An 18,427-nucleotide genomic window follows, 5' to 3' on the forward strand; every position below is an offset into this window, starting at 1 on the left:
ATTATAACGATGCTTAGATGAGATGCTCCGAACCCTTGAACAAGGGGAGCTGGATGAAAAGCAGATTATGAAATTATGATGAAATAAATAAGAGAAACAAGGAGGATGTTGAAGGATGAAGCCTTATAGCGAGATGACGAAAGAAGAACTTCTGGAGCTTAAGCGTGATCTGAGCGATCAGTACCGGGAGTTTCAGGGCAAGAATCTGACGCTGGATATGTCACGCGGTAAGCCAAGTGCAGAGCAGCTTGATTTATCGATGGGAATGATGGACGTACTGAGCAGCGACAGTGATCTGACCTGCGAAGATGGGACAGACTGCCGCAATTACGGCGGCCTGGACGGTATCAGCGAGGCGAAGGAGCTGTTAGCGGATATGATCGAGGTCCCGGCTGACAATATCATTATCTATGGAAACTCCAGCCTGAACGTAATGTACGACACCATCTCCCGTTCTATGACTCATGGCGTTATGGGAAATACCCCGTGGTGCAAGCTTGACAAGGTTAAATTCCTGTGCCCGGTACCGGGATATGACAGACATTTCTCTATTACTGAATATTTTGGTATCGAGATGATCAACATTCCGATGACCGCAGATGGTCCGGATATGGATCTGGTGGAGAAGTATGTGACCACCGACCCGACCGTAAAGGGAATCTGGTGTGTTCCAAAATACTCCAACCCGACCGGTAATTCCTATTCCGATCAGACTGTCCGCCGTCTGGCACGCATGCATCCGGCAGCTCCGGATTTCCGTATTTACTGGGACAATGCTTATGGCATCCACCATTTATACGATGATGAGCAGGATCATGTGCTGGAGATTCTGGCAGAATGTAAGAAAGCCGGCAACCCGGATATGGTTTACAAATTCTCTTCAACCTCCAAGATTACGTTCCCGGGTTCCGGTATTGCGGCAATCGCAACCTCCCACAATAACCTGGATGATATCAAGAAACAGTTAAAGATTCAGACTATCGGTCATGATAAAGTGAATCAGCTCCGCCACGTGCGTTTCTTCAAGGATATCCACGGCATGGTAGAGCACATGAGAAAGCATGCCAACATCCTGCGTCCGAAATTCGAGGCAGTTGAGAACATTCTCGACCGCGAGCTGGGTGGACTGGAGATCGGTACCTGGACAAAACCGCACGGCGGCTACTTCATTTCCTTTGATTCACTAAACGGCTGTGCGAAGGAGATCGTTGCGAAGTGCAAGAAAGCAGGCGTTGTCATGACCGGAGCCGGTGCAACTTATCCATATGGCAAGGATCCGGAGGATCGCAACATCCGTATTGCTCCATCTTATCCGCCACTGCAGGATCTGATCACTGCAACCGAGCTGTTTGCACTCTGCGTCAAGCTGGTCAGTGTCAACAAGCTGTTAGAGGAAATGTAATAGCAGGAGTAACTGTAAATGCAGAAGACAGTTACGTTTCAATCATAAAACTGCCGGATCAGAGTCCGGTGCGTTACAGAAAGTACAGGAATTGTATGGGGATGTCGAAGGACCGCTGCCCATACAATTCTTTTTTCGGAGAAAAAGTGATGATAAAGGAAAAGTTATCCCTGATCTGGGGGAAGTTTGTAAACAGGGAGACGATATCGTATCTGATATTCGGCGTTCTGACGACGCTGGTGGACTGGATTTCCTATGCGGTTTTCCGCCACAACGGCATGAACTACCGTATGGCGACGATCTGCTGTCAGGCGGCGGCGATCCTGTTTGCATATGTGACAAACAAGATCTGGGTATTCCGAAGCTACAATTTCCGCCCTGTATATCTTCTTAAGGAAATGGCTTCGTTTTTCTCCTGCCGTATTCTCACATCGGTGTTCACGTATGTGGCGATGATCGTGATGGTAGACGGCATGGGAATCAAACAGGATATGATCTGTAAGATTGTGGTATCAGCGATCTCGCTGGTGCTGAATTATATTTGCAGTAAATTATTTATTTTCAAAAAGAAAGAATCCTCGAAATAGGGCTGTGTGGGGAAATGACAGCGGAAATGGATGCTGAAGACAGACCGGAAAAGCCGGAAAGAGTAGAGAAAACGCCGCCTGAACAGGATTCTGGATGGAGGGAAGATGGAGCAAAGAGAACGAGACGAAAGTTCCAGTAAACTGGAAGAAGCACTCAGGGAGCTTACGGGAGCGGAGACAACGGGGAAAATAGAGGAGTATGAGAACGAGCGGGAAGGTGCGGACGTGGATTCGGAGACCGCCTGTACAGATATGAGACGCGCTGAACGAATGCCGGCCTGGAGACAGGAAGAAGATGCCAGAAAATCTAAACTTTCAGAGTCCAGAGCAGATGTCGTTAATGAGTTGAATGATGATGACTGGGAGCAGGAAGAATTAGATGAATTAGATGAGTGGGATGAACCAGCGAAATCACCCCGCGGAATGGGCCGCCTGGCTGCGGTTTTCCGTCCGTCGGATGATCTCCTGGCGGCATTTTTCCTGCCGGTGGTGATTTTGATCCTGATTTTTGCATACCGCGGTATTTTCCCTTTTGGGCAGGAAAGCTTCCTGCGGACGGATATGTACCACCAGTATGCGCCATTTTTCTCGGAATTCCGGCATAAGCTTTTAAGTGGCGAGAGCCTGCTTTACAGCTGGGATGTCGGCATGGGCGTAAACTTTGCCGCGCTCTATGCGTACTATCTGGCGAGCCCGTTCAACTGGCTGCTGCTGTTATGCCCGTCGTCCCTGATTATCGAATTTATGACCTACATGATCGTGTTCAAGAGCGGTCTGGCGGGTCTTTCGATGGCGTGGTATCTGAAAAAGCACACGGGTTCGCAGAAGTTTGGAGCGTGCTATTTCGGCGTATTCTATGCGCTGTCCGGCTATATGGCGGCGTATAGCTGGAATATCATGTGGCTGGACTGCATCGTGCTGCTGCCGCTGATCCTGCACGGCCTGGAGCGGCTGGTGCGCGAAAAAAAAGGGCTTTTTTACTGCCTGATGCTGGGACTTTCAATCCTGTCCAACTACTATATATCAATTATGATATGTCTCTTCATGGTGATTTACTATGTGGCGCTCTTGTTTCTGGAGAAACGGCCGGGATGGAAAGATTGTCTGCACAGCTTTTTCCTGTTTGGTGTGTATTCGCTTCTGGCGGGTGCGCTGGCGGCTGCGGTGCTTCTTCCGGAGATTGCGGCGCTGCAGAGTACGGCGTCTGGCGATTTTAATTTTCCGACCACACTGGAAATCTACTTCCCGATCTTTGACATGATCGCGCGGCACATCGGAAATGTACAGGTGGAGACGGGACTCGACCATTGGCCGAACCTCTACTGCGGCGTGGCAGTCTACATTTTCATGGGGTTGTATTTTTTGAACCGCCGGATTGCGATCCGGGAAAAGGTTGTGTACGGTGTGCTGCTGCTCTTTTTCTATGCCAGCTTTTCGTTCAACGTGCTGAATTTTATCTGGCATGGCTTCCATTACCCGAACAGCCTGCCGTGCCGCCAGTCGTTTATCTATATCGTGCTGGTGCTGACGATGTGTTTCCGGGCGTATCTATATCTGGATGAAATATCCAAACGGCAGTTTGCCGGGGTGACATCCGCCGCGATTGGCTACGTGATTCTGGCAGAAAAGCTGGTGACGGACGATGCGTTTGAGCCAGTTGTCTGGTATGTGGCAGTGGTGCTTCTGCTGCTGTATCTGGGCGTCTTTTATTTCTATCAAAATAAAGAACATTTCGCGTTCACGGCGGCGCTTCTGGCGATGGCGCTGGTAAGTGTGGAGGCGCTTGCCAATATGGCGGCAACGAGTATTCCGACGACGAGCCGGACTGATTATGTGGCAGACAATCAGGATGTTGCAGCGGTGACAGAGCCGCTCAAAAAGACGGAATTTTACCGGATTGATAAAACGAATGCGCGCACGAAAAATGATGGCGCGTGGATGCATTTTCCATCCGTATCTCTGTTTTCATCGGTGGCAAATGCCGGGGTGACGGATTTCTTCAAACAGATGGGCTGCGAAGGTTCGACGAACGCATACAGCATCGTGGGAAGTACGCCGCTGGTGGATTCGTTATTTTCAATCAAATATGCACTCTATGAGGGCAAGCAGGACAATCCGCGCCTGTCGCTCTATGCATTTTCAGGTGACACGTACCTCTATGAGAATCCGTGGACGCTGCCGCTCGGCTTTATCCTTCCAGATATAGTGGAAACGGGCTGGAAGCGCGATCTTTCTTCGCCAGCGGATGTCCAGAATGATTTATCGGATGTGCTGGGCGTGCCGGAGTGCCTGATTTTCACGGACGGGGAGGAGCAGGGGAATCGTTTTTCCTTTACAGCACCGGAGGATGGGGAGTATTATATAAGTGTCGCAAACCGTCAGATTGATTCGGTTAAACTGGATGTCGGCGGGGAGAGCCGCAGCATTGATACGTTGAAACGCGGGTATCTGGTGGAAACCGGATATGTGAAGGCAGGCACATTGATTCTGCTGGAGAGCAATGACAGTGCCGGAAGCATGGACGCGAGCGCGTACCGCTTTGACGAAGCCGGGCTGCGTGCGCTCTATGAGCGCCTCAACCAGCATCCATTTGAACTGGAAACATTGGGCGAGGAGGCGATGAAGGGCACGATCGACGCGGGCGAGGGCGGAACGCTGTTCCTCACGATCCCGTATGACGAGGGCTGGACGGTCACGGTGGATGGAAAAGAAGCTATCACGCGTCCGGTCTGGAAGGCATTTACCGGCGTGGAACTGACGGCGGGAACCCATACGGTGGAACTCAGGTATTATCCGCAGGGACTGCATGAGGGACTGCTGATCAGCGGAGGTGCGCTGTTTGTGCTGGTGGTGATTGTGGCTTCTATGTATATAAGGAAGAAGAAGCATGGGAAAACTTCTGCAAAATGAGAAGAACGGTGGAAAAAGAGCCGGATGGCGATTTAAAACTGAGAAATTGAGATACAAAATTTATAGAAAAGAGGTTAAAATCATGAAAAAGCTGGAAGAATATGTAAGAAGCATTCCGGACTTCCCGGAGCCGGGTATTATTTTCCGCGATATTACTACGATTTTACAGGATGCAGACGGACTGCAGCTTGCGATCGACGGAATCCAGAAATCCTTAGAGGGCGTGGATTATGATATCGTGGTTGGTCCGGAGTCCCGCGGGTTTATTTTCGGTGTGCCGGTTGCATATGCGATGCACAAGGGATTCGTGCCGATCCGCAAGAAAGGCAAACTGCCGTGCAAGACGGTATCTGTAAGTTACGATCTGGAGTATGGCAGCGCGGTGCTGGAGATGCATGAGGATGCCATTAAACCGGGGCAGAAGGTAGTCATTGTTGACGACCTGATCGCAACCGGCGGAACGACCGAGGCGATTATCAAGCTCATCGAGAAGCTGGGCGGCGAGGTTGTAAAAATCTGCTGCGTGATGGAGCTGGCAGGCTTAAAGGGACGCGAAAAACTGAACGGATATGCGGTAGATGCCCTGATTACCTATGAGGGAAAATAGGTAACGGTTCACGGGCAGGCACTTTTGGAACCGAAAGTGCCGTAAGAAAACGTGGTGGCAGCAGGAATTTGCCGTATTAAAATGCGAAGCCACGGCAAATTCCGTTACTGGGCACGTATGCGTGAACAGTAACAAAATAGTTTGCCGTTGCATTTTTTGTCAAATATTCGTATAATAGGGATATTCTATATAATATTTTATTTCATTTGCGTGAACCGCTTTCCGGATTCCGAACGGCAGGCGTTTCAGTTATCTACGGAAGGGTCAGGAGGCATATATGGGAAATTTGGATAAAATAAAAAAGCTGGATCAGGAAATTGAAGCGCCGGCGGATTTTACGAGTCCGGAGGTACTGTATAATGAGTTGATTGCCGCCATTCGCAAGTACCATCCGTCGGATGACATCAGCATGATTGAGAAAGCGTACCAGATCGCGTATGACGCACACAAGGACCAGAGGCGTAAATCAGGTGAACCGTATATCATTCATCCGCTTTGTGTGGCGATCATTCTGGCGGATCTGGAGCTGGATAAAGAGACTCTGGTGGCGGGTATCCTGCACGATGTCGTGGAAGATACGGTCATGACAGAGGAGGAGATCACGGCGATCTTTGGCGAGGAGGTAGCGCTTTTAGTAGACGGCGTTACCAAGCTGACCCAGATCTCGTGGACGATCGATAAAGTAGAGATTCAGGCGGAAAACCTGCGTAAGATGTTCTTAGCGATGGCGAAGGACATCCGGGTTATTCTGATTAAGCTGGCAGACCGTCTGCACAATATGCGGACGCTTCAATATATGAAGCCGGAAAAACAGAAAGAAAAGGCGCGTGAAACGATGGATATCTACGCGCCTATTGCTGATCGTCTCGGTATTTCCAAGATCAAGACCGAGCTGGATGATTTGTCTCTCAAATATCTCCAGCCGGAGGTTTACAAAGAATTGTCCGAAAAACTGGCGCTCCGTAAGGACACCAGGGAGGCGTTTATCCATAAGATTATGGATGAAGTCAAGAAACATATGGACGATGCGGGCATCGAAGCCAAGGTAGACGGCCGTGTGAAACATTTCTTCAGCATCTATAAAAAGATGGTAAACCAGGACAAGACGCTGGATCAGATCTATGATATTTTTGCGGTCCGGATTATCGTGGAGAGCGTGAAAGACTGTTATGCGGCGCTCGGTGTCATCCATGAGATGTACAAACCGATTCCGGGACGTTTTAAAGATTATATTGCCATGCCGAAACCGAATATGTACCAGTCGCTGCATACGACTCTGATTGGCAGCAGTGGACAGCCGTTTGAGATTCAGATCCGCACCTATGAGATGCACCGTACCGCTGAGTATGGTATCGCGGCACACTGGAAATATAAGGAGAGCGGCAGCAGCAAGGCGGCGATCGACAGCGCCGAGGCAAAGCTTTCCTGGCTGCGTGAGATCCTGGAATGGCAGCGGGATATGTCCGATAATAAAGAGTTCTTAAGTCTCTTAAAGAGTGATCTGGACCTCTTTACGGATGATGTATACTGCTTTACCCCGACGGGTGATGTCAAGAACCTGCCGAGCGGTTCCACACCGATCGATTTTGCGTATTCGATCCACAGTGCGGTCGGCAACAAGATGGTTGGTGCCCGTGTCAACGGAAAACTGGTCAACATCGATTATGTCATTAAAAATGGTGACCGTGTCGAGATTATTACCTCCCAGAATTCCAAGGGACCGAGCCGCGACTGGCTGAAACTGGTTAAGAGTACACAGGCGAAGAATAAGATCAACCAGTGGTTCAAGAGCGAGCTGAAAGAGGACAATATCCTGCGCGGCCGTGCGCTTCTGGATAAATATTGTAAGGCGAAGGACATCAATTATTCGGAGTTAAATAAACCGGAATATATGGAAAAGGTCATGAAGCGCTATGCGTACCGTGACTGGGATTCCGTTCTGGCATCGATCGGACATGGCGCTCTCAAAGAGGGACAGGTCATCAACAAGATGCTGGATGAGCGCAACAAGAAGTTAAAGAAAGAAGTAACCGACACGACGATCCTCGATAACATGGCGTCGGATGGAAACAAGGTTCCGGTGATCGCAGCCGGGAAGTCGAAGAGTGGTATCGTTGTCAAGGGAATCCACGATCTGGCGGTTCGTTTTTCGAAGTGCTGCAGCCCGGTTCCGGGCGATGAGATCGTCGGATTTGTCACAAGGGGACGCGGTATCTCGATCCACCGGACGGACTGCATCAATGTGATGAATCTGCCGCAGGAAGAGCGTGAGCGCCTGATTGAAGCCGAGTGGCAGCAGCCGGAAGCACAGACGGGCACGGAAAAATACTCCACCGAAATCAAGATCTATGCGAACAACCGCATCGGTATGTTTGTGGATATTTCCAAGGTATTTACCGAGCGCCAGATCAATATTACCTCGATGAATGTGCGGACAAGCAAGCAGGGCAAGGCGACGATCGTCATGACGTTCGATATTCACGGAATTGAGGAATTAAATAAATTATCTGATAAACTCAGACAGATTGAAGGAGTATTAGATATAGAGAGAACTGCCGGATAAGCGGTTCTCTCTATATTTCACAGGTACTTACACCCTGTGAAAGTTTCACATATTATTAGGAGGAAAAGATGGAGATAAAACGGCTGATCGTGGGAATGGTCCAGACGAACTGTTATATTGCGGTGCATCCGGAGACGAAAGAAGCTGTGATTGTCGATCCGGGCGATGAGGCGGCGCGGATCGAGGATGCACTGGCGCAGACCGGAGCGAAGGCAAAGGCGATTCTGCTGACTCATGGACATTTTGACCATGTGACGGCGATGGAAGAGCTGAGACGGGATCTGGGCGTGCCGGTCTATGCCTGTGAGCAGGAGCAGGCGGTCTTGGCGGATCCGGATAAGAACCTGTCCGTCCAGTTTCAGGGCGGCGGTCTGCATCTGAAAGCGGATATGCTTTTGAAGGATGGAGAGACGTTCGAGGCAGCGGGCTACACGTTCCAGATGCTTCATACACCGGGACATACAGAAGGTTCCTGTTGTTATTATGTAAAATCAGAGAAGGTGCTGTTTTCGGGAGATACCTTATTTGAAGGTTCTTACGGACGCATCGATTTCCCGACTGGAAGCGGACGTCAGATGATTCATTCGGTGGCAGATATCCTTCTGAACCTGCCGGATGATACGAATGTATATCCGGGACATATGGGATATACGACGATCGCCGACGAAAAACAGTACAATCCGCTGGCGGGATACAGGGGGCGCGAAGCATGATAGCGATTTTGTTAAATGACGCGTCCTTTGAACAGGATATCCGTGAACTCCTGATGGCATTTTATCCGGGCGAGACATTTACGCACAAGGAGGAGGAAGCCGGGGAGGCGGATCTGATTGTGCGGGGAGTCCGGGACGGAAACTCGTTTTCCCTGGATGTGACGCCGGTGAAGAAAGAAGCTGTTCACTTTGCTTTGATTTATCCGGATTTTTCCAACCGTTTTGAGACGAAAAATGAGATCAAACAGACGTTATACCGTCTTTTGAGTGCCCAGACCGGCAGAGAGCTTCCGTGGGGAACGCTTACCGGTATCCGTCCGACGAAGATTGCGCTCACGAAGCTGTATGATGGATGGACGGACGAGCAGATCGAGACCTATATGCGCGAGACGTATTTTACCAGCAAGGAAAAGATCGATCTGAGCATCGACGTGGCGGAGCGCGAGAGACGCCTGCTGTCCACGATCGATTATGAGAATGGGTATAGCCTGTATGTGGGAATCCCGTTCTGTCCGACGACCTGCCTGTACTGTTCGTTTACGTCGTTTCCGATTGTGAAATGGGAAAAACGGATGGACCTCTACAAAGAGGCGCTTTTTAAGGAAATGGAATATGTGGCGGAGCAGATGAAGGATCGCCCGCTTTCGACCATCTATTTTGGAGGCGGCACACCGACCTCGTTAAATCCGCAGGATCTGGATGAGATCCTGACAAAGGTGGAAGAATTATTCCCGGTGGAACAGGCAGTTGAATTTACCGTTGAGTCGGGACGTCCGGACAGCATCACGCGCGAAAAGCTGCAGGTGCTCCGGAATCACGGCATTTCCCGTATTTCCATCAATCCGCAGACGATGAAGCAGGCGACGCTTGACCTCATCGGACGCCGTCATACGGTGGAGGATGTGAAGGAAAAATTCCTGCTGGCGCGGGAGCTGGGATTTGACAATATCAATATGGACCTGATCGTGGGTCTGCCGGAGGAGACGATCGACGATGTCCGCCAGACAATGGAGGAGATCAAGGCACTCAGACCGGACAGCGTGACGGTGCATTCGCTGGCGATCAAGCGCGCGGCGCGCCTGAATATCTATAAGGAGCGCTACGGAAATCTGAAGATTGTCAATACACAGGAGATGATTGACCTGACCGCGCAGTATGCCGAGGAGATGGGACTGAAACCGTACTATCTCTACCGCCAGAAAAATATGGCGGGCAATTTTGAAAATGTCGGTTATGCGGTTCCGGGCAAGGAATGTCTCTATAATATATTGATTATGGAAGAAAAACAGACGATCGCCGCCTGCGGTGCGGGAACGACCACCAAGGTTTATTTCCCGGCAGAAAACCGGATTGAGAGGGCGGAGAACGTCAAGGAAGTTGAGCAGTATATCGACCGGATCGATGAGATGATCGGGCGGAAAGAGAAGCTGCTTGGCGGAAAAAAGTAAAAATTTACAGATACTCACAAAGACTATAGAAGGAGTTTGACACATGGCTTTAAAGAAAAAACCAGTTACAGGCATGAAGGACATTCTTCCGGGCGAGATGGAGATCCGGGATTATGTGCTGAATATCATCAAAGATACCTACCGCGGATACGGCTTCTCGGCGATCGAGACTCCGTGCGTGGAGCACATTGAGAACCTGACCAGCAAGCAGGGCGGCGACAATGAGAAGCTGATCTTCAAGATTTTAAAGAGAGGCGAGAAGCTGAACGTCGAGGCAGCACAGACAGAGGCAGATGTCGTAGACGGTGGTCTCCGCTATGACTTAACTCTGCCGCTCAGCCGTTATTATGCAAACAATTCTGCTAATTTATCAGCGCCGTTCAAGGCGCTGCAGGTCGGAAGCGTATGGCGTGCCGATCGTCCGCAGAAGGGACGTTTCCGTCAGTTTGTACAGTGTGATATCGATATTTTAGGTGATGCGACAAACCTGGCTGAGATCGAGGAGATTCTGGCGCTTACCAAGGCGCTGAAGCGCATCTGCCCGGACAAGGCATACACTGTCCGCGTCAATGACCGTGCGATCTTAAAGGGCATGGCAGATTACAGCGGATTTCCGGAAAATGAGACCGATAAGGTATTTATCATTCTCGATAAGATGGATAAGATCGGTCTGGACGGTGTCCGCGAAGAGCTGCTTGCAGAAGGTTATGCGCCAGAGGCGGTTGAGAAATACACCGGACTTCTGGCAGAGATTCAGAACGATGCGGCAGGCGTCCGCGCGCTGGGCGAGAAGCTCTCCGGCGTGATGGATCCGGCAAAGGCAGAGAATCTGGCAACGATCATGGAGACAGTTAAAGCGGTTGCAGACATCGAATTCGGTCTTGAATTTGACCCGACGCTGGTGCGCGGCATGGGCTACTATACCGGAACGATTTTTGAGGTTTCCATGGAAGGCTTCGGCGGCTCCGTTGCAGGCGGCGGACGTTACGACAAGCTGATCGGCAAATTTACCGGCGTCGATACACCGGCGTGCGGATTCTCCATCGGTTTTGAGCGTATCATCACGATCCTGATGGATTCCGGTTTCAAAGTACCGGAGGCAGCCGGCAAGAAAGCATTCCTGTATGAGAAAGGTTTAAGCGGCGAGCAGTTCCGTGCCGTCTTAAAGAAAGCACAGGAAGAGCGCGCTAACGGCACCCGCGTGGCAGTCGCACAGATGAACAAGAACAAGAAATTCCAGAAGGAGCAGCTGGCGAAGGACGGCTACGAGGAGATCGTGGAATTTTACAAAGACAGTTTGAAGTGATTCAGTTTTTGAATTTTTCAGATAAAACTATAATAAACGGAGGAAATACTATCATGGCAGAATCTATGGCAGGACTGAAACGTTCCCATCGCTGTACCGAGCTGGGAACTGCCAATATCGGTGAGAAAGTAACCGTTATGGGCTGGGTTCAGAAGAGCAGAAATAAAGGCGGCATTATTTTCGTGGATCTGCGGGATCGTTCTGGTATCCTGCAGCTGATCTTCGAGGAAGCTGACTGTGGCGCTGAGAGCTTTGCAAAGGCAGAAAAGCTGAGAAGCGAGTTCGTTATCGCCGTAACCGGACGCGTAGAGGCACGTTCCGGTGCAGTAAATGAAAACTTAAAGACAGGTGCGATTGAGATCCGCGCGGATTACCTCCGCATTTTGGCAGAGTCTGAGACACCGCCGTTCCCGATCGAGGAGAACTCCAAAACCAAAGAGGATCTTCGCCTGAAATACCGTTACCTGGATCTGAGACGTCCGGATATCCAGAGAAACCTGATGACAAGAAGCCGCGTGGCTATCCTGACCCGTGCATTCTTAGCAGAGGAAGGCTTCCTTGAGATTGAGACTCCGACTCTGATTAAAAGTACTCCGGAGGGCGCGAGAGACTATCTGGTACCGAGCCGTGTACATCCGGGCAGCTTCTATGCACTGCCGCAGTCTCCGCAGCTGTTAAAACAGCTTCTGATGTGTTCTGGATATGACCGCTACTTCCAGCTGGCACGCTGCTATCGTGACGAGGACTTAAGAGCCGATCGTCAGCCTGAGTTTACCCAGATCGATATGGAGCTTTCCTTCGTTGACGTTGAGGACGTTCTGGATGTCAATGAGCGTCTGTTAAAGAAGCTCTTCAAGGAGATCTGCAATTACGATCTGCAGCTTCCGATCCAGCGTATGACCTGGCGCGAGGCAATGGATCGTTTCGGTTCCGATAAGCCGGATCTGCGTTTCGGCATGGAGTTGAAAAACGTATCGGATGTAGTAAAAGACTGCGAGTTCGTTGTATTTAAGAGTGCACTGGAAAATGGCGGCTCTGTCCGCGGTATCAACGCAGAAGGACAGGGCGCTATGCCGAGAAAGAAGATCGATGCGCTGGTTGAGTACGCAAAAGGCTTTGGTGCAAAAGGTCTTGCATATCTGGCAATCCATGAGGACGGTACCTACAAGTGCTCCTTCTCCAAGTTCATGAAGCCGGAAGAGCTGGATGCACTGGTGGCTGCTATGGGCGGTAAGCCGGGCGATCTGCTTCTGTTCGCAGCTGACAAGGATAAAGTTGTATTTGATGTACTTGGAAACTTACGTCTGGAGATCGCTAGACAGCTTGACCTCTTAAAGAAGGATGATTTCAAGTTCCTGTGGGTAACCGAGTTCCCGCTGCTTGAATATTCAGAGGAAGAGGATCGCTACGTAGCTATGCACCATCCATTTACCATGCCGATGGAAGAGGATCTTCCGCTGATTGATACTGATCCGGGCAAGGTACGTGCAAAAGCATACGATATCGTCCTGAACGGTACCGAGATGGGCGGCGGTTCTGTCCGTATCCATCAGGCAGACATCCAGGAGAAGATGTTTGAGGTTCTTGGATTCACGAAGGAGAAAGCACAGGAGCAGTTCGGCTTCCTGTTAGACGCATTCAAATACGGAGTACCGCCGCACGCTGGTCTGGCTTACGGTATGGACCGTATGGTTATGCTGATGGTCGGCGCAGACAGCATCCGCGACGTCATCGCATTCCCGAAGGTAAAAGATGCTTCCTGCCTGATGATGGAAGCACCGTCTCAGGTTGATCCGAAACAGCTTGAAGATCTTTCCATTGGTGTGGTCGAGAGCGATGAAGCGGAGAAGACCGAAGAATAAAATATAAGATATGGAACAGCCTGGGAAGACTGTGAAATAGAAAGCAAACAGGGCTGGATGAGAAATGCAGGGAAATACTGGATTTTGTCGGACAGTCCTGTTTTGCGTGTGAGATGAAAAAGTTCCATTTGTCCTTGGCAACTGAATATATAAATTGCTTGCATTGGGGAACTCAGGAGGATGGAAAAGGACTCTCTTTTCTATATGTGGCAGAAACTATGAATCTTTTGTGAACCTATGGAATCTCCCACCCGAATCTGCTAAAATACAGACAGATTGAGAATGTAATCAGGATATGACAGCGTGGAAAAAGGTTCTGTCATACACGGCAGAGTAAAATAAATGAGGTGAAGATTTTATGGATAAGATTAAAATACTGGTCGTGGACGATGAGGCGAGGATGCGGAAGCTGGTGAAGGACTTCCTTTCGATTAAAGGGTATCAGGTGCTGGAAGCCGGGGACGGCGAGGAGGCGGTGGATCTGTTTTTCCAGCAGAAGGACATTGCGCTGATTCTTCTGGATGTGATGATGCCGAAGATGGACGGCTGGGAGGTTGTGAAGACGATCCGCAAGTATTCGCAGGTGCCGATCATCATGCTGACGGCGAGAGGCGAGGAGAGCGACGAGCTGCAGGGCTTTAATCTGGGCGTGGATGAGTATATTTCCAAACCGTTCAGTCCGAAGATCCTGGTCGCACGTGTGGAGGCGATCCTGCGCCGCAGCAACGGCGGCAGCCAGGATGTGATCGATGTGGGCGGCATCCACATTGATAAGACGGCACATCAGGTCAGCGTGGATGGAAAACCGGTGGATTTAAGCTACAAGGAATTTGAGCTGATGACGTATTTTGCAGAGAATCAGGGAATTGCGCTTTCGAGAGAAAAAATTCTGAATAATGTATGGAATTATGATTATTTCGGCGATGCGCGGACGATAGATACGCATGTGAAGAAGCTTCGGAGTAAGCTGGGCGAGAAAGGCGAGTACATCAAGACGATCTGGGGCATGGGCTACAAATTTGAGGTAAGCGAATGAAACGTTCGGTCCGATGGAAATTTACAATCATATTTGCCGGGTTGATGACGGTTGCAATCGCGCTTATCTGGTGTATCAATAACTGGTTTCTGTCCGGATATTACCAGAATTATAAGATTCATACGCTGGAAAAGGGATATCGGGCGATTGACGCGATTATCCAGGATGAGGTCCGGAATGGCGAGAGTTCGCTGGAGGACGCACAGGCGGAGCTGAATTCGGGTTGGAAAGAGTACCAGAAGTCGAAAGATGGAAGTTCTGATATGGACAGTGCGGATGGCGGTTCGGCTCAGTCTGGTAAAAATGGAACCGGTGATAGGGCTGGCGATGAGACACAGGATGCGTTGGGTGAATATGCGGAAGGTGACACGGTGGTGCTGGAGGATGACTCGGAGGATGCATCGGCGGATGCATCGGCGGATGCACTGGATGGGGAGGAAGCTTCGAGCGGCGGTGTCCGGCTGGCAAATGTGATCCGCGAGCTGCGTGACCGGTCGAATATTTCCCTGCTTTTATATGACAGCGAGAGTGACCAGACACTCGTCTCCTCGGCGCGGGATGTGGAAGTCATGCGTGACCGGGTGCGGCGCTATATCGTCGGTCATGCGGGGGCGAAGCGGGATGTATTGCGGGAATATGACAACTACATGATTCAGAAGACGTTTGACCCGCTCAGCAAGACGTTTTATCTGGAAAGCTGGGGATTTTTCTCGGATAATGCGACCATTTTCATCATGACGATGCCGATGGAGAGCATCCATGAGAGCGCGGCTATCTCAAACCGGTTTCTGATGTTTGTTGGAATCGTGGTAATTCTGGCGGGAAGTATTCTGATTTATTTTATTACCCGGCACATTACGATGCCGATCAAACGGCTGTCGGAGCTGTCGGAAAAGATGTCGAACCTGGATTTTGATGCCCGCTATGAGACAAGCCGCCGCTCGACGGAGGAAATTGATACGCTTGGAAACAGCATGAATGTGCTTTCGGAGCGCCTCAAGACAACGATCGGGGAACTGAAAGAGGCGAATGCACAGCTTAAAAAGGATATTGACGAGAAAGTGCAGATCGATGAGATGCGGAAGGAGTTCATTGCGAATGTGTCGCATGAGTTAAAGACGCCGATCGCGCTGATTCAGGGCTATGCGGAAGGACTCGTCGAGGGCATGGCGGAGGACAAGGAGAACCGCGATTATTACTGCGGCGTTATCATGGACGAGGCTGGGAAAATGAATCGGATGGTGCGCCAGCTTCTGACCTTGACGGCGCTGGAATTTGGGGGAGAACGGCTGTCTGTGGAGCGGTTTGACCTGACGGAGCTGATTGCCAGTGTGATTTCTTCTTCCGGTGTGCTGCTTAAGCAGAATGAGCTGACTGTGGATTTTGACGGGAAGGAACCAGTCTACGTCATGGGCGATGAATTTAAAATAGAGGAAGTCATCACCAATTATCTGACGAACGCGATTCATCATGTGGGCGGCGGGGAGAAGAAGATTCAGATCCGGATTGACCACCGGCGCGATGGAAAAGAGGTCTGCGTGGAAGTGTTTAACACGGGAAATCCGATCCCGGACGAAGCACTTCCGAACCTCTGGACGAAGTTTTACAAGGTAGATAAAGCGAGAACGCGGGAATATGGCGGCAGCGGCATCGGGCTTTCGATCGTCAAGGCGATCATGGAGATGCACCATAAGGCGTGCGGTGTGAAGAAACATGAGAACGGTGTGGAGTTCTGGTTTACGCTGGACACGGCTGGTGAAAAATGAAAATAAAATTTTGCCAGAGACAGAATCTTAGAATTATGAAATATGTTTCAGAATCGTGATTTGCATTATATATGAGATGATATAAAAAACACTTGAAAATACAGGGAATTTCGGCAGCCTGGGGCAAAAATATTTTGTCCCAATATGGTTGAAATTCCCTGTATTTTTGCGTTTTTTTGTCCGAAATTAAAATCTTAAATAAATATAAAAGATCCGTCATTTCCTTGACAACGAAAAGAAAAGAAAATATAATAACAACGTAACAAGATTTAATAATTATGTAACATTTCGACCGATAGATAACACCACAGCGATTGGGACTCGATTCTTTTGTTTCAGCAATATCTGCGGGAATCACAAAATCTAATTAAGGAGTTTTGAAGCATGAATTTAAATAGAACAAAGAAACTTTTCAGTATGGTATGCGTGTGCTCAATGCTGACCATTGGCAGCGCGCAGGCAGCTTTTGCGGGGCCGTCTACAGGTTATGAGAGCGACATGGTGGCAACCGTGGCAGCAGACCTTTCGATCTATGCGGATGAGGATGAAAACTCAGAAGTAGTAGCGATGGCTGAAAAGGGCGAGTCCTATGACGTAGTTGGAAAGGCAGATGACAGCTGGATCAAGGTAGCGGCCGGTGAGATGGAAGGCTATTTGAAGGTTCAGAGTAGCGTTATGCTCAGCAAGGCAGAGGAAGCAGCTGCAGTCGCAGATGCATTTGTCGCAGAGCAGAGCAATCTCTCGACCAGAGAGCAGTTAGTCAATTATGCACTGCAGTTTGTAGGTGGACGTTATAAATTTGGCGGCAGCGACCCGCACACAGGGGTTGACTGTTCTGGTTTTACGAAATATGTGATGCAGCACGGTGCCGGTGTGAGCCTGAACCGTTCTTCAACTTCCCAGTCCAAGCAGGGTACAGCAATCAGTGCTGACCAGATGCAGCCGGGCGACCTGATTTTCTACGGAAGCGGAAGAGGTATCAACCATGTAGCGATGTATATCGGCGACGGCAAAGTGGTACATGCTTCAACTGAAAGGACCGGCATCAAGACTTCCCCATGGAACTACCGCACACCGGTTAAGATTGTGAACGTGCTGGGTTAAGAATGAATTTACGAAACATCTGCATTGAACCTTTTCATGAAAAAAGGGTTGGATGCAGATGTTTTTTGATTTCATAGGAAATTGCGTCCGATGAAACAAAAAAATATTACTGGCATAAAAAGTAAGAATTACCCTGCATACTTTCGCAGTAAAATTCCATACTAAGACCTGTAACAAGAAAGTGACGGTTAAGCGGCTGTTCACAGGAAGCCGGAACCGACACGTAGAAAACCTGACAGGGCAGGAATTTAGGAGGAATGACTTATGTCAAGCAAAAACAGTTACAGCAACTATGATAACAGTGCCGAGAAAAACAGCACCAAAAATGCATCCAAGAACAGCTCTAATTATGGTTCCAACCAGAGCCAGAACCGCATGCAGAACCAGAGCCAGAACCGTTCCAGAAATAGCTCTAAAAACCAGTATCAGGACAAGACAGAGGATGATTACAGCGATTGTGACTGATGAGACAGGCAGATAAGAGAAAAAATAGTGAATGCCGGGAATGCGGAATATCCACCGTTTCCCGGCATTTGTTCGTCTTTTGTACTTTCGTGCCAATGGAAGAGGCTGCCGCATCTCCTCTGACACCTGTCCGCCGGACAAAGCATATATTAATATTACATAGAGGTAAAAAAGAAATCGGGTTCTGTCAGAAACCGTTTTTGTATAAAATGAGGAGGGATGACGGATGTATCAGACCATACCGGTGCGGTATCTGGACGCGTGGCTGGAGCAAGGGTACACGGGACGGCTGATTGACCTTCGGACGCCGGAAGAATATAATGTGTCTCACCTCTGCGAGGCGGAAAATATTCCATTTTTATGGCTTCAGGATAACCGGCAGACACTTACAGGTGAACGTCCGCTTCTGTTTTACTGTGCGCGGGGGAGTGAAAGCCTTCTGGTGTGCGGCTGGTATGACCGGATGGGATATGAGGTTTATAATCTGGGCGGCGGTTACCGCTTTTATCAGGGGAAGTATCAGTGCAGCCTGAGATAGACACTTTTGCCGCGGCTTTTCATTGACAGATGCAGACCAGTCAACTAGAATAAAAATGGTGAAGACTGTAATGAAAATAAAAGGATTCTTTGCATGAAATGATTTGGCAATGAATCCACA

General features: G+C 49.6%; 14 protein-coding genes. All 14 read left to right on the forward strand.

Features of this window, described 5'->3' with window-relative positions; translation table 11 throughout:
- The first annotated feature begins 115 nt into the window (after positions 1-115).
- The 14 genes from PG862_RS09310 to PG862_RS09375 all read left to right on the forward strand — a co-directional run bounded on the left by PG862_RS09310 (position 116) and on the right by PG862_RS09375 (position 18,307).
- Positions 116-1,402: an aminotransferase class I/II-fold pyridoxal phosphate-dependent enzyme gene (locus PG862_RS09310; RefSeq protein ID WP_022358449.1), complete on the forward strand. Its 1,287-nt coding sequence runs from the start codon at positions 116-118 to the stop codon at positions 1,400-1,402.
- Positions 1,403-1,551: 149 nt separating this feature from the next.
- Positions 1,552-1,989, forward strand: a complete 438-nt coding sequence (locus PG862_RS09315; protein ID WP_107000978.1) for a GtrA family protein — start codon at positions 1,552-1,554, stop codon at positions 1,987-1,989.
- Between the two features lie 105 nt (positions 1,990-2,094).
- Positions 2,095-4,899, forward strand: coding sequence for a YfhO family protein (locus tag PG862_RS09320; protein ID WP_107000511.1), 2,805 nt, complete (start codon positions 2,095-2,097; stop codon positions 4,897-4,899).
- Positions 4,900-4,981: 82 nt separating this feature from the next.
- Positions 4,982-5,506, forward strand: a complete 525-nt coding sequence (locus PG862_RS09325) for an adenine phosphoribosyltransferase (RefSeq protein WP_107000977.1) — start codon at positions 4,982-4,984, stop codon at positions 5,504-5,506.
- 277 nt (positions 5,507-5,783) lie between these two features.
- Positions 5,784-8,069 carry a RelA/SpoT family protein gene (locus PG862_RS09330; protein WP_270707215.1) on the forward strand — a complete coding sequence of 762 codons (2,286 nt, stop codon included), beginning with the start codon at positions 5,784-5,786 and terminating at the stop codon, positions 8,067-8,069.
- Between the two features lie 68 nt (positions 8,070-8,137).
- Positions 8,138-8,782 (forward strand): MBL fold metallo-hydrolase, encoded by a 645-nt coding sequence (locus PG862_RS09335; RefSeq protein WP_022359324.1) that lies wholly within the window; start codon positions 8,138-8,140, stop codon positions 8,780-8,782.
- A complete protein-coding gene (hemZ, locus tag PG862_RS09340) occupies positions 8,779-10,230 on the forward strand; it encodes a coproporphyrinogen dehydrogenase HemZ (RefSeq protein WP_107000510.1) in 1,452 nt (483 codons plus the stop codon). Before PG862_RS09335 ends, hemZ begins: the two co-directional genes overlap by 4 nt.
- Positions 10,231-10,273: 43 nt before the next feature.
- Positions 10,274-11,536, forward strand: coding sequence for a histidine--tRNA ligase (gene hisS, locus PG862_RS09345; RefSeq protein WP_107000509.1), 1,263 nt, complete (start codon positions 10,274-10,276; stop codon positions 11,534-11,536).
- A 53-nt stretch (positions 11,537-11,589) separates the two neighbouring features.
- A complete protein-coding gene (aspS, locus tag PG862_RS09350) occupies positions 11,590-13,398 on the forward strand; it encodes an aspartate--tRNA ligase (RefSeq protein WP_107000508.1) in 1,809 nt (602 codons plus the stop codon).
- A 358-nt stretch (positions 13,399-13,756) separates the two neighbouring features.
- Entirely contained in the window at positions 13,757-14,434 is a 678-nt protein-coding gene (locus PG862_RS09355) for a response regulator transcription factor (protein WP_022359328.1), read from the forward strand.
- A complete protein-coding gene (locus PG862_RS09360) occupies positions 14,431-16,200 on the forward strand; it encodes a sensor histidine kinase (RefSeq protein WP_118293479.1) in 1,770 nt (589 codons plus the stop codon). The genes PG862_RS09355 and PG862_RS09360 overlap by 4 nt, the downstream gene beginning before the upstream one ends.
- A gap of 384 nt (positions 16,201-16,584) precedes the next feature.
- The gene (locus PG862_RS09365) at positions 16,585-17,304 is read left to right on the forward strand and encodes a C40 family peptidase (RefSeq protein ID WP_022359330.1); all 720 of its coding nucleotides are present in this window, start codon (positions 16,585-16,587) and stop codon (positions 17,302-17,304) included.
- Between the two features lie 264 nt (positions 17,305-17,568).
- A complete protein-coding gene (locus PG862_RS09370) occupies positions 17,569-17,769 on the forward strand; it encodes a hypothetical protein (protein ID WP_107000506.1) in 201 nt (66 codons plus the stop codon).
- Between the two features lie 226 nt (positions 17,770-17,995).
- Positions 17,996-18,307, forward strand: coding sequence for a rhodanese-like domain-containing protein (locus tag PG862_RS09375; RefSeq protein ID WP_022359332.1), 312 nt, complete (start codon positions 17,996-17,998; stop codon positions 18,305-18,307).
- The last annotated feature ends 120 nt before the right edge of the window (positions 18,308-18,427 follow it).

It is taken from the genome of Clostridium fessum (assembly GCF_027698965.1).
Classification (GTDB): Bacteria; Bacillota; Clostridia; order Lachnospirales; family Lachnospiraceae; genus Otoolea; species Otoolea fessa.

Excerpts from the sequence above, each read along its gene's own strand:
- hisS (WP_107000509.1), top strand. The coding sequence starts at position 10,274 with ATGGCTTTAAAGAAAAAACCAGTTACAGGCATGAAGGACATTCTTCCG.
- PG862_RS09310 (WP_022358449.1), top strand. The coding sequence starts at position 116 with ATGAAGCCTTATAGCGAGATGACGAAAGAAGAACTTCTGGAGCTTAAG.
- PG862_RS09375 (WP_022359332.1), top strand. The coding sequence starts at position 17,996 with ATGTATCAGACCATACCGGTGCGGTATCTGGACGCGTGGCTGGAGCAA.
- PG862_RS09315 (WP_107000978.1), top strand. The coding sequence starts at position 1,552 with ATGATAAAGGAAAAGTTATCCCTGATCTGGGGGAAGTTTGTAAACAGG.
- aspS (WP_107000508.1), top strand. The coding sequence starts at position 11,590 with ATGGCAGAATCTATGGCAGGACTGAAACGTTCCCATCGCTGTACCGAG.
- PG862_RS09330 (WP_270707215.1), top strand. The coding sequence starts at position 5,784 with ATGGGAAATTTGGATAAAATAAAAAAGCTGGATCAGGAAATTGAAGCG.
- PG862_RS09355 (WP_022359328.1), top strand. The coding sequence starts at position 13,757 with ATGGATAAGATTAAAATACTGGTCGTGGACGATGAGGCGAGGATGCGG.
- hemZ (WP_107000510.1), top strand. The coding sequence starts at position 8,779 with ATGATAGCGATTTTGTTAAATGACGCGTCCTTTGAACAGGATATCCGT.
- PG862_RS09370 (WP_107000506.1), top strand. The coding sequence starts at position 17,569 with ATGTCAAGCAAAAACAGTTACAGCAACTATGATAACAGTGCCGAGAAA.
- PG862_RS09335 (WP_022359324.1), top strand. The coding sequence starts at position 8,138 with ATGGAGATAAAACGGCTGATCGTGGGAATGGTCCAGACGAACTGTTAT.
- PG862_RS09365 (WP_022359330.1), top strand. The coding sequence starts at position 16,585 with ATGAATTTAAATAGAACAAAGAAACTTTTCAGTATGGTATGCGTGTGC.
- PG862_RS09325 (WP_107000977.1), top strand. The coding sequence starts at position 4,982 with ATGAAAAAGCTGGAAGAATATGTAAGAAGCATTCCGGACTTCCCGGAG.
- PG862_RS09320 (WP_107000511.1), top strand. The coding sequence starts at position 2,095 with ATGGAGCAAAGAGAACGAGACGAAAGTTCCAGTAAACTGGAAGAAGCA.
- PG862_RS09360 (WP_118293479.1), top strand. The coding sequence starts at position 14,431 with ATGAAACGTTCGGTCCGATGGAAATTTACAATCATATTTGCCGGGTTG.